Annotated in this window: 3 protein-coding genes; 1 reads left to right on the top strand and 2 read right to left on the bottom strand. The window is 61.3% G+C overall.

Annotated elements, in window-relative coordinates:
- Positions 1 to 8 precede the first annotated feature (8 nt).
- On the bottom strand, positions 9 to 2,171 hold the full coding sequence (locus tag IEQ42_RS01100; protein WP_210702288.1) for a type I secretion system permease/ATPase: 2,163 nt from the start codon (positions 2,169 to 2,171) through the stop codon (positions 9 to 11).
- Positions 2,172 to 2,305: 134 nt separating this feature from the next.
- Complete coding sequence (locus IEQ42_RS01095; protein ID WP_047300228.1) at positions 2,306 to 3,664, bottom strand: TolC family outer membrane protein; 1,359 nt, start codon at positions 3,662 to 3,664, stop codon at positions 2,306 to 2,308.
- A 533-nt stretch (positions 3,665 to 4,197) separates the two neighbouring features.
- On the opposite strand from IEQ42_RS01095, the gene IEQ42_RS01090 reads away from it, so the two are divergent.
- Positions 4,198 to 13,539, top strand: coding sequence for a retention module-containing protein (locus tag IEQ42_RS01090; RefSeq protein WP_210702287.1), 9,342 nt, complete (start codon positions 4,198 to 4,200; stop codon positions 13,537 to 13,539).
- Positions 13,540 to 13,668 lie beyond the last annotated feature (129 nt).

Here is a 13,668-nt window from a genome sequence, read left to right as displayed (position 1 = left end):
CGCAACTCCTAGACCGCCGCCGAGCCGACGCGGCCCTTGCGCAGTGCTTCGATGACCGCTTCTTTCGGGCCGTCAGCGACGACCCGGCCGTTATCCAGCACCAGCAACCGATCCACCAGGCTCAGCATCGAGGTGCGGTGGGTGACCAGCAGCAATGTTTTGCCTTGCACCCAGCCATGCAGTTTCTGGCGCAGTTGGTCTTCGCTGCTGTTGTCCATGGCGCTGGTGGGTTCGTCGAGCAACATGATCGGCGGGTCGAGCAGCAATGCCCGCGCCAGCAACACCGCTTGGCGCTGCCCACCGGAGAGCAGTTGCCCGCGTTCGCCCACCGGCCGGTCGAAGCCTTGCGGGTGTTGGCGGGCAAGTTCGGTGACGCCTGTCAGCTCGGCGACTTCAAGCATGCGTGAATCGCTGATGTAGCGCGCACCCAGGGTCAGGTTGTCGCGCAGGCTGCCGGCCAGCAGCGGCAAATCATGGGCGACGTAACCGATCTGCTGGCGCAGGTCAGCGACATCCAGTTGGCGCAGGTCGAGGCCGTCGAGCAGCAATTGGCCTTCTTCGGGTTCGTAAAAGCCCATCAGCAGTCGCGCAAGGGTACTTTTGCCGGAACCACTGCGGCCGATGATGCCGACCCGTTCACCGGGTTTGAGGCTGAAACTGACGTTGCTCAGCGCCGGGGCGTTCTGGCCGTTGTAGTGGAAGGTCACGCCATTGACGTCCAGCGCGCCTTGCAGTTGTGTGCGCTCCAGAGGCCGCTGTTTGCCGTCGCGTTCTTGCGGTAACGACATCAGCGCGTCGGTGCTTTTCATGGTCAGTTGCGCTTGCTGATAGCGGGTAATCAGCCCGGCAATCTGCCCCAGCGGTGCGAGCACGCGGCTGCCGAGCATGTACGTCGCCACCAGTGCGCCGACGCTCAGATTGCCGGCGATGATGCTGTAGACCCCTGCAACAATCGTCGCCATCCCCGCGAACTGCTGGATGAACAACGTGCCGTTGGTGGCTAGCGCCGAGAGATTGCGCGCATGGCTGTCGAGGCGGGTGAGGGCGCCGTGGGTGCTTTCCCATTTGTGCTGGCGCTCGCTTTCGGCGCTGCAGGCCTTGAGGGTTTCCAGGCCACCGAGGGTCTCGATCAGCAGCGCCTGGCGTTCGGCTCCGAGGCTCAAACTCTTCTGCACGGTGTCACGCAGGCGCACTTGAATGATCATCGCGAAGATGATCGTCAACGGAAACGCCAGCAGTGGAATCACCACCAGCCAGCCGCCGAGCAGGCCGATCACCACCAGCATCAGCACCACGAAGGGCAGGTCGATCAGGCTGGTCAGGGTCACCGCGGTGAGGAATTCGCGCAGGCCCTGGAAGTCGTGAATGCTCTGGGCAAAACCGCCGATGGTTGCTGGTCGTGCCTTCATCGACATGCCGGTGATGCGTTCAAATAACGTCGCGGAAAGGATCACATCGGTTTTCTTGCCTGCGCTGTCCAGCAGATGCGCGCGCACCACTCGCAGCACCAGTTCGAAACCGGTGCCGATCAACAGGCCGATCGATAACACCCACAGGGTTGACGTGGCCTGATTGGGCACCACGCGGTCGTAGGTTTGCATGACAAACAGCGGCACCATCAGGCCCAGCAGGTTGATCAGGAAACTGGCAAGAATTGCATCGCTGTAAAGCCATTTAGACAGCTTCAGGGTGTCGCGAAACCACGCATGCACCCGTGGCACCAGCGGCGAGCGCAGGTCTTCGAGTTCATGCCGTGGCCGCGCGAACAAGGCCTGGCCGCTGTAGTGTTCGCTGAGTTCTTCGCGGCTGACCCACTGCTCGCCGCCATCGGCTTCGCTTGGCAGGATCAGCGCCTTGCCGTCATCGCCAAAGCGCCGCAGCACGGCGGTGCGACCGTCTTTGAGCAGTAGCAGAATCGGCAGATTCAGCGGGGAAATGTCTTTCAGCTCGCGGCGTAATAGCCGCGCCTGCAACCCCGCCCGGGCGGCTGCGCGAGGCAGCAGATCCAGGCTCAGGCGTTGTTTGTTCAGGGGCAGTCCGGCACTCAGGCTGGCGCGGCTGACAGTCGCGCCATGGAGTTTGCAGAGGATCAACAGACCGTCGAGTAACGGATCATCGAAGCTCAGCCGCGGATCGACCCCGGCGTTGCCGCCGCCGGCCATGCTAGTCATATTGATCGCCCCTGGTTGTGTGCACATCGCCCTGTGTAGGAGCTGCCGCAGGCTGCGATCTTTTGATCTTGGAAAACCAACATCAAAAGATCGTCCGATCGCAGCCCGAGCCTGCGGCAGCTCCTACAGAAGGGTTATTTCAGCTCTGGCAGGCGTGCTTCGTTTTTGACTTCGGCAGAAGCAATCGCATCCGCTGGCAGCACCACCCGTTGTTTGCTCAGCAACAGGCCCATATTGGCCAGCACGCGATACATCGAATACTCCTCGGTGTAGCGGATTTCGGTGTAGCGACGGTTGGCGTTGTAGAGCTCGTTTTCACTGTCGAGCAAGTCGAGCAGGGTGCGTTGGCCAAGGCCGAACTGATCCTGGTACGCGGCGCGTACGCGCTTGGTGGTTTCAGCGTATTCACGGGCGGTCGGAGTTTGTTTCTTGGCATTTTCCATGGCGTTCCAGGCCAGACGAATGTTCTCGTTGAGCTGGCGCAGAGCGTTGTTGCGGATGTCCATCGCCTGGTTGATGTCGTGCGCGTTCGCGGCCAGTCGGGCCTTGTCGCTGCCACCACGGAACAGGTTGTAGTTCATCACAATGCCCACGCGCCATTCGTTGTCGTGACCTTCGTCACCCTGCACGTTGTTGTTCGCACCAACGGCGGCTTCAGCATCGAAGCGTGGGTAGAACGGCGACTTGGCGACTTCGTACTGGCTCTCGGCCGACTGCACGTCAGCCTGCGCCGATTTCAGGTACGGGTTGTTGTCGACCATGCTCTGCTGGGCTTCGCGCAGTTGGGTGGGCAGTTCGCCGCGAGTCGAGGCCGGGGTTTCCAGTTCATCGGGCATGCGCCCGACGACGCTGTAGAAATTGGCTTCGGCATCGGCCAGATCAACTTCGGCGGTGTCGAGGTTGTTCTGTGCCAAGGCTTTACGGGCGACCGATTGGTCGGAGTCGGCGGCGCTGCCGACGCCGCGCTCGGTGCGCAGGCCAATCTGATCGTTGACGCGCAAGTGCGCCTGCAGGTTGTTCGTCGCCAGCGTCACCAGTTCGCGGCGCTTGAGCACTTCGAGGTAGACCTCGATGGTGCGCAGGGCCAGGTCTTGCGCGGTGCCTTGCGCGTAGTAGGCGCGCGAGTTGGACACACCTTTGGTGCGCTCGACTTCGTTGGCCGTGTTGAAACCATCGAAGATCATTTGCCGCATGCGCAGCTCGGACTGGGTGTAGGTGAGGATTTCGGTGTTGTGATTGCCGAAGGCCCGGGTGTTGGTGTTGTCGCTGTAACCGCGACCGTAAGCCGCGTTCAAATCGACGGATGGATAGAAACCACCCTTGGCGACTTTGACTTGTTCATCAGCCGAAAGGCGCGCGTCCACGCGCGACGCAAGTTCCGGGTGGGTGGCGATAGTGCTTTGAATCGCCTCCGTGAGGTTCATTGCCTGGGCTTGAGAAGTGCAAGCCATGGCCAGCAAAACCGCGCTGCAGAGGGGGGTTAGAACGCGCATGGGTGCATCTCCCTGAGTCCTGATGGTGTGTTACTGTCGCCAAATATTTGACGATATTATGAGGTTTAAGCGTTTCACTCTTGTAACAACAGAGCTAAGAACATCCTGAAGCGTAGCTAAGAAAAAATTTTCATAAGGCTTATTCCGAAAAAAACTTATGCGGTTTGTAAAATGCAGCACATTGTTCACCACGAAAGCCTTTGTTTTGTGCGCTTTAGGGAGCGCAAAAAGGCTTGAGGAAAGTTCCATTCACTTTGCGACATACGGCGAAGTACTGCTGAAGGGGAGGGACGCGTAACGGTTGATGGGCGACAGATTTTTGTCACTCGAGTGCTTCACCACCGTTACGTAGCGTTAGCAGGTTGGTTGCCTCGATCAGGGTTTGGAGGTGCTTGAAAGCACTCAAATTTCTCGCTCGGGTAAGGCCTGTGAAACGAACTGTCGAGGGTGCGAGCGTCGCCCCGACAACCCGATTGAGCCATGGGCTGCTTCGCGAACCAGTGCTGACGGTGGTCAGCAGCGGAGGATTTCACATGGCAACGCTCATCGGCACAGTCACCAAGGTTATTGGCCAGGTTTTCGCTCAAGGCACCGACGGTGCTCGTCGTGTTCTGGTTGAGGGGGATCGGCTGTTTGCAGGCGATCAACTGATCACCGGGGCCGAGGGCGCGGTTGCCGTTCATCTGCAAAATGGCCAGGAACTGACCTTGGGCCGCGGTAGCAACGTGACCATGACCGACCAATTGCTGGCCGGCCAGGCAGCACAGGTGAACGTCGCTGAAGCGCTGACCCCGAGCGACGCACAACTGACCGATGTCGAACAGATCCAGAAAGCCATCGCCGCCGGTGAAGACCCGAGTAAAACCGCTGAAGCCACCGCTGCAGGCCCGAATGCCCCAACGGGTGCGCCGGGCGAGGTGGGCGGCGGCCACAGCTTTGTGTTGCTGGAGGAAGTCGGCGGGCGGGTCGATCCGGTTATCGGTTTCCCCACTGCCGGGTTTAACGGTATTCCCGAGTTTCCCGAAGAACGCCGCGAAGCAGTCATCGACAATGGTGACGACGGCGGCGATATCGTCGTGCCTGTTGTTCCGCCGCCACCGGTGAACAATCCGGTCACGCTCGGCGGGCTTGCGGCAGACGGTGGCGAACTGAACGTAAACGAAGCCAATCTGCCCGACGGCTCTGCCGCCAATAGCGGGGCTCTGACGCAAAGCGGCAGCTTCACCGTATCGGCACCGGACGGTCTGACCAGTCTGAGCATCGGCGGCATCAACCTGATCAACGGTGGCGTGGCCGTCGGCTTCCCGCAGTCGATCACCACGCAACTGGGCAATACGCTGACCATCACCGGTTACAACCCGGCGACTGGCGTGGTCACCTATAGCTATACGCTCAACGGCAACGAAACCCATGCGGCCGGCGACGGCGCCAACAATCTCAGTGAACAGTTCACCGTGATTGCCAGCGACAGCAATGGCGACACCGCCACGGGAACGCTCGACGTCAACATCACCGACGACGTGCCGGTCGCGGTCGATGACGGCAATGGCATCGCTTCAGAAACCTCGTTGACGCTGACCGGCAACGTCCTGACCAACGACGTGCAGGGCGCCGACCGCGTCGCCACCGGCCCGATCACCGCTGGTACTTTTACCGGTACCTACGGCACGCTGGTGCTCAACGCCAACGGCACTTACACCTACACGCTGAACACCAGCGATGCCGATTTCAAAGCTCTGACCGGCGGCGGCAACGGCACGGAAACCTTCGCCTACACCATCACCGATGCCGACGGCGATACCAGCACCGCGAACCTCGTTCTGCAGATCCAAAACAACGACGATCCGGTGATCATCAATGGCTTGAACGTAGAGGGTGGCGAACTCACCGTCTTCGAAAAAAACCTCAGCGACGGCAGCGCGCCTGACTCCGCGGCGCTAACGCAAAACGGCACCTTCACCATCACCGCACTGGACGGCGTCACCACGCTGACGATCGGTGGCATTGCCGTGGTCACCAATGGCGTGGCTGCAGGCTTTCCGCAATCGGTTACCACCCCTCTGGGCAGCACGCTGACCATCACCGGGTTCAACGCGACGACCGGCGTGGTCAGTTACAGCTACACCCTGGTCGACAACGAAGCGCACGCAACCGCCAACGGTGCGAACAATTTGCCTGAGCAGTTCGCCGTCACCGTGGTCGATGACAATGGCACCACTGCCAACGGCACCCTCGACGTGAACATCGTCGATGACCTGCCAAACGCCGTTAACGACAGCAACGCAACCACCGCCTCGGAAGCTCAACTCACGCTGACCGGCAACGTCCTGACCAACGATGTGCAGGGCGCCGACCGAGTCGCCACCGGCCCGATCACCGCCGGTACGTTCACCGGTACCTACGGCACGCTGGTGCTCAACGCCAGCGGCACTTACACCTACACGCTGAACACCAGCGATGCCGATTTCAAAGCTCTGACCGGCGGCGGCAATGGCACGGAGACCTTCGCCTACACCATCACCGATGCCGACGGCGATACCAGCACCGCGAACCTCGTTCTGCAGATCCAAAACAACGACGATCCGGTGATCATCAACGGCTTGAACGTAGAGGGTGGCGAACTCACCGTCTTCGAAAAAAACCTCAGCGACGGCAGCGCGCCTGACTCCGCGGCGCTAACGCAAAACGGCACCTTCACCATCACCGCACTGGACGGCGTCACCACGCTGACGATCGGTGGCATTGCCGTGGTCACCAATGGCGTCGCCGTCGGTTTTCCACAATCTGTTACCACGCCGCTGGGCAGCACGCTGACCATCACCGGTTTCAACGCAACGACCGGCGTGGTCAGTTACAGCTACACCCTGGTCGACAACGAAGCTCACGCAACCGCCAACGGCGCCAACAATTTGCCTGAGCAGTTCGCCGTCACCGTGGTCGATGACAACGGCACCACCGCCAACGCGACCCTCGATGTGAACATCGTCGATGACCTGCCAAGCGCCGTGAACGACAGCAACACATCGACCGCTTCAGAAACTTTGCTGACGCTGACCGGCAACGTCCTGACCAACGACGTGCAAGGCGCCGACCGCGTGGCCACCGGCCCGATCACCGCTGGCACGTTCACCGGTACCTACGGCACGTTGGTGCTCAACGCCAACGGCACTTACACCTACACGCTGAACACCAGTGATGCCGATTTCAAAGCCCTGACCGGCGGCGGCAACGGCACGGAAACCTTCGCCTACACCATCACCGATGCTGACGGCGATACCAGCACTGCGAACCTCGTGTTGCAGATCCAAAACAACGACGATCCGGTGATCATCAACGGCCTCGACGTAAACGGTGGCGAGCTCACTGTTTACGAGCAGAATCTGAGTGACGGCAGCGCGCCTGACTCATCCGCGCTAACGCAAAACGGCACCTTCACCATCACCGCACTGGACGGCGTCACCACGCTGACTATCGGTGGCATTGCCGTTGTCACCAATGGCGTCGCCGCCGGGTTCCCGCAATCGGTCACCACGCCGCTGGGCAGCACGCTGACCATCACCGGTTTCAACGCCACGACGGGCGTGGTCAGTTACAGCTACACCCTGGTGGATAACGAAACCCATCCGAACGCCAATGGCGCGAACAATTTGCCTGAGCAGTTCGCCGTCACGGTGGTCGATGACAACGGCACCATCGCCAACGCAACCCTCGATGTGAACATCGTCGATGACCTGCCAAGCGCCATTGACGATAGCAACGCAACCACCGCCTCGGAAGCTCAACTCACGCTGACCGGCAACGTCCTGACCAACGACGTGCAGGGCGCCGACCGCGTGGCCACCGGCCCGGTCACCGCTGGTACTTTTACCGGTACTTACGGCACGCTCGTGCTCAACGCCAATGGCACTTACACCTACACGCTGAACACCAGCGATGCCGATTTCAAAGCCCTGACCGGTGGCGGTAACGGCACGGAAACCTTTGCCTACACCCTGACCGATGCCGACGGCGACACCAGCTCCGCGAACCTCGTTCTGCAGATCCACAACAACGACGATCCGGTGATCATCAACGGTCTGGATGTGAACGGTGGCGAGCTCACTGTTTACGAGCAGAATCTCAGTGACGGCAGCGCGCCTGACTCATCCGCGCTAACGCAAAACGGCACCTTCACCATCACCGCACTGGACGGCGTCACCACGCTGACTATCGGTGGCATTGCCGTTGTCACCAATGGCGTCGCCGCCGGGTTCCCGCAATCGGTCACCACGCCGCTGGGCAGCACGCTGACCATCACCGGTTTCAACGCCACGACGGGCGTGGTCAGTTACAGCTACACCCTGGTGGATAACGAAACCCATCCGAACGCCAATGGCGCGAACAATTTGCCTGAGCAGTTCGCCGTCACCGTGGTCGATGACAACGGCACCACCGCCAACGCGACCCTCGATGTGAACATCGTCGACGACCTGCCGAACGCCGTGGACGACAGCAACGCAATCACCGCCTCGGAAGCGCAACTCACGCTGACCGGCAACGTCCTGACCAACGACGTGCAAGGCGCCGACCGCGTGGCCACCGGCCCGATCACCGCCGGTACGTTCACCGGTACTTACGGCACGCTGGTGCTCAACGCCAACGGCACTTACACCTACACGTTGAACACCAGCGATGCCGATTTCAAAGCCCTGACCGGCGGCGGCAATGGCACCGAAACCTTCGCCTACACCATCACCGATGCCGACGGCGACACCAGCACCGCGAACCTCGTGTTGCAGATCCATAACAACGACGATCCGGTGATCATCAACGGCCTGGATGTGAACGGTGGCGAACTCACTGTTTACGAGCAGAATCTCAGTGACGGCACCAGCCCCAACACCCCGGCGCTGACCCAGAGCGGCACGTTCACCGTGACGGCCCTCGACGGTCTGCAAACCCTCAGTGTTGGCGGCATCGCCGTCGTCACCAACGGCGTGGCCGCAGGCTTTCCGCAATCGGTCACCACCCCGCTGGGCAGCACGCTGACCATCACCGGTTTCAACGCAGCGACCGGCGTGGTCAGCTATAGCTACACCCTGGTGGATAACGAAACCCACCCGAACGCCAATGGCGCGAACAGCATCACCGAGAACTTCAACGTCGTCGCCACGGATACCGATGGCAGCACCGCCAGCGGGCAGATCAACGTCAATATCGTCGATGACCTGCCAAGCGCTTATTCCGATGCAGCGTCAGTGGCGGAGGGCGGCACCGTCAGCGGCAACGTGCTGCTTAACGACATCGGCGGTGCCGATGGCCCGGCCGTGACGGGCGCGGTGGTCGGCGTACGCGTCGGTGCCGATACCTCGACTTCGGCCATCGGTGGCTTGAACTCGCAGATCAACGGTACCTACGGCTACCTGACCCTCGATGCCAACGGCAACGCGGTTTACCACAGCAATCCCAACACGGTGAATGGCCCCGGTGCGGTGGATGTGTTCACCTATACCGTGCGTGATGCCGATGGCGATGAAAGTACCACCACCATCACCATCGATGTCTCCAACAGCAAACTGTATGCAGTTAGCGACACCGACGTCACCGTCTACGAGAAAGCGCTTGATCTGACCAAGGACGGCGCGGATCTAGCGCCCGGCACGGTCACCGGCAGCGACCCGACCAGCACCGGCGAAACCGCGTCCGGCACTTTGGTCGGCTCGGTCAACGGTGCCGTCGGCGCGATCAGTTATGCGCTGGTCGGCAGTGCCACCGGCAACTACGGGCAGATCGTCCTCAACCCCAACGGCACGTACACCTACACCCTGACATCGCCAGCGACCACCACACCGAATGCCGATGACGGCGCCAACACCCTGACCGAAACCTTCACCTATCAGGCCACCGATTCGCTGGGCAACATCGTCACCAGCACCCTCGTCGTCAGCATTGTCGATGACGTGCCCAAAGCGATGGACGACAGCAATGCCAACACGGCCTCGGAAACCCAACTGACCCTGAGCGGCAACGTGCTGACCAACGATGTGCAAGGCGCAGACGTGGTGGCGACCGGGCCGATTACCCCCGGCACTTTCACCGGGACGTACGGCACGCTGGTGCTCAACGCCAACGGCACTTACACCTACACACTCGACGCCACTGACGCCGACTTCAAAAACCTGCAAGGTGGCGGCAACGGCACCGAGACGTTCACCTACACCCTGACCGATGCCGACGGCGATACCAGCACCGCCAACCTGGTGCTGAACGTCCACAACAATGACGATCCGGTGGTGCTCAACGACCTCGACGTCAATGGCGGCGAACTCACCGTCTACGAGAAGCACCTCAGCGACGGCACCAGCCCCAACACCTCGGCGCTGACCCAGAGCGGCACCTTCACCGTCACCGCGCTCGATGGTCTGCAAACCCTCAGCGTCGGTGGCATCGCCGTGGTCACCAATGGCGTGGCCGCCGGTTTCCCGCAATCAACCGTCTCGCCGCTGGGCAGCACGTTCACCATCACCGGGTTCAACGCGACAACGGGCGTGGTCAGCTACAGCTACACCCTGGTCGATAACGAAACCCACCCGAACGCCAACGGTGCCAACAGCATCACCGAGAATTTCAACGTGGTGGCGACCGACACCGATGGCAGTACCGCCAGCGGTCAGATCAACGTCAACATCGTCGATGATCTGCCGACCGCCAAACCCGACACCGGCTCGGTGGCGGAGGGTGGCACGATCAACGTCAGCGTATTGGGCAACGACGTCAACGGTGCCGATGGCGCGGTTACGGTGATCGGCGTGCGCGCCGGCAGCAACACCGCCACCTCGGCCGTCGGCGGGCTCAACAGCAACATCAACGGCGCCTACGGTTACCTGACCCTCGATGCGGCGGGCAACGCGGTTTACCACAGCAACCCGAACTCGGTGAGCCCACCGGGCGCCACCGACACGTTCACCTACAGCATCCGCGACAGTGACGGCGACGAAAGCACCACGACCATCACCATCAACGTCGCCGACAGCAAACTTATCGCCTCGGTCGATCAGGACGTGACCGTTTACGAAAAGGCCCTGGACTTGAGTAAAGACGGCCAGGATCTGGCACCCGGCACGGTCACCGGCAGCGAGCCTGGCAATACCGGCGAAACCGCCAGCGGCACGCTGGTCGGTGCGGTGACCGGCGGCAGCGGCGCGCTCACTTACACCCTGGTTGGCAGCGCCACCGGCACTTACGGGCAGATCCAGCTCAACGCCGACGGCACTTACACCTACACGCTGACTTCGGCACCCAAAACCTCGCCGAACGCCAACGACGGGCCGAACACCCTGAGCGAAAGTTTCACCTACAAAGCCACCGATGCGCTGGGCAACACCACCACCAGCACCCTCGTCGTCAACATCGTTGATGACGTGCCAAAAGCCGTGGCCTCGGATCGCTCGGTGACAGCAGTGGAGATCGATTCCAACCTGCTGATCGTTCTCGACATCTCCGGCAGCATGGCCGATGCCTCGGGCGTGCCGGGCCTGTCGCGCCTGGCGCTGGCCAAGCAGGCGATCAGTGCCTTGCTCGACAAGTACGACGATCTGGGCGACGTCAAAGTGCAACTGGTGACCTTCAGCAGCAACGCCACCGACAGAACTGCCGTGTGGGTGGACGTCGCGACAGCGAAGACGATTCTCGCAGGCCTGACCGCCGGCGGCGGCACCAACTACGACGCTGCCGTTGCGGTGATGCAGACCGCGTTCAACACCTCGGGCAAACTCACCGGGGCGCAGAACGTCGGCTACTTCTTCTCCGACGGCAAACCTAACGAGGGCGACATCAACGCCGCCGACGAAGCCGCGCTGAAAAATTTCCTCGATGCCAACAACATCAAGAACTACGCGATCGGCCTCGGCAGCGGCGTGAGCAACGCCAACCTCGATCCGTTGGCTTACGACGGCATCAACCACACCAATACCAACGCGGTGGTGGTCACTGACCTCAACCAGCTCAACTCGGTGCTGTCGGGCACCGTGCAGGGCGCGCCGGTCACCGGTTCGCTGCTGGGCGAGGGCGGCACGTTTGGCGCCGATGGCGGTTTCATCAAATCCATCGTGATCGACGGCACCACTTACACCTACGACCCGAAAGCCCTCAGTGGCCAGGGATCGCTGATCGCGAGCGGCGGCGTCAATCACGGCACTTTCAACACCGCGAACAACACGTTGAGCATCGCCACCAACAACAGCGGCACGCTGCTGATCAACCTCGACACGGGCGAATACACCTACACCTCGCAGAAAACCACCGCTGTGGTGCTCACCGAAAATATCGGCTTCACCGTCAGCGACAACGATGGCGATCTGGCCAGCTCGACGCTGACCGTAAAAGTGATCCCCAACGCGCCTCCGGTGGCGATGGACGACCACGTCATCACCAACGTGCTGTCGGGCAACATTGTGGTGCCGGGTGAGCTGTTGCTGGCCAACGACACCGACCCCAACGGCGATACCCTCAACGCCACGCCAACCAGTTTCAACACGGGTTGGGTGTCGAAAGCGGCGGACTTCACCGGCACCGGCGCGATCAATTTCACGGGCACCAACGCCAATAACGCGGCCAACCAGAATCTGGCCAACGTCCGTAGTGCGTTCTCGGCGAACGCGGCAACCATGACCGCCGTGCTGGTGGTCAGCGGCTACCTGGGCGCCGTGACCAACAGCAATGCCAACGATGAAGACCGCATCACCGTTAACCTGCGTCAGGGTGAAACCCTCAACCTCGACCACAACCTGGCGGCCGGTAACGTCAGCATGGAGTATTCGATCAACGGCGGCGGCTGGATCGCGCTGGCGGATGGGCAAACCCTCACTGCGACGTCGAACGCGGTCTACCAGATTCACATCACCAACCTGACCAATCCCTCAGGTGGCAACGTCAACGGATCGGAAAACTACCAGTTGACCATGAAGCTCAACTACGCCGGTGCCCAAGACATCACCCCGGACTACCACGGCACATACACCGCCAACGACAATCATGGCGGCAGCGACACCGCCAACGTGAGCATCAGCTATCAGGACGGCCACACCCTCACCGGTACCGCAGGCGATGACGTGCTGGTGGCGGGCACCGGCAACAACATCATCAATGCCGGCGACGGCAACGACGTACTGACCGCAGGCTCAGGCAACAACGAGCTGCACGGCGGCGCGGGCAACGACTTGCTCTACAGCGGCGCGGGCAATGACCTGCTCGATGGTGGCAGCGGTACCGACACCGCCAGCTACGCCCATGCGACTGCTGCCGTCACCGTCAACCTCGGCCTGCTCGTTGCGCAAAACACCCTTGGCGCCGGGACGGACACCCTGACCGGCATCGAAAACCTCGTCGGCTCGAACTTCAACGACAGCCTGACCGGCGACAACAATAACAACGTGATCAACGGAGGCCTGGGCAACGACACCCTAAACGGTGGCGGCGGCGATGATTTGCTGATCGGCGGCATGGGCAACAACACTCTGACCGGCGGGGCAGGGGCGGACACCTTCCAGTGGCTCAAAGGCAACAGCGGCCACGACCTGATCACCGACTTCACCCCCGGCACCGACAAGCTCGACCTGTCGCAACTGCTGCAAGGCGAAAACGGCACTACGTCGTCCCTCGACGACTACCTGCACTTCACCGTCAGCGGCAGCGGCGCCTCGGTCATGACCAGCATCGACGTCAGCGCCATGGCCGGCGCCACGCCGAACCAGACGATCGATCTGGCCGGCGTCAACCTCGCCAGCCACTACGGCGTCATGCCTGGCGCCGGTGGAATGATTGCCAGCGGGCACGACACAGCGACGATCATCAGCGGGATGTTGAATGATCATTCGTTGAAGGTGGATACGGTTTGATCTGAGGCAGAAACGACAAAACCCGCTGTCCCGATCATCGGGGCGGCGGGTTTTTTCATGCCGGCAGATATTTGTTGGCTGTGAGGTCGCCTTCGCGAGCTGGCTCGCTCCCACATTGGAACGCGATCA

Source organism: Pseudomonas iridis, from assembly GCF_017980685.1.
In the GTDB taxonomy this organism is placed as follows: domain Bacteria; phylum Pseudomonadota; class Gammaproteobacteria; order Pseudomonadales; family Pseudomonadaceae; genus Aquipseudomonas; species Aquipseudomonas iridis.
This window is presented reverse-complemented; position numbering and strand designations above follow the sequence as displayed.

Coding starts and splice junctions, on each gene's coding strand:
- IEQ42_RS01100 (WP_210702288.1), bottom strand. CDS start 2,171: ATGACTAGCATGGCCGGCGGCGGCAACGCCGGGGTCGATCCGCGGCTG.
- IEQ42_RS01095 (WP_047300228.1), bottom strand. CDS start 3,664: ATGCGCGTTCTAACCCCCCTCTGCAGCGCGGTTTTGCTGGCCATGGCT.
- IEQ42_RS01090 (WP_210702287.1), top strand. CDS start 4,198: ATGGCAACGCTCATCGGCACAGTCACCAAGGTTATTGGCCAGGTTTTC.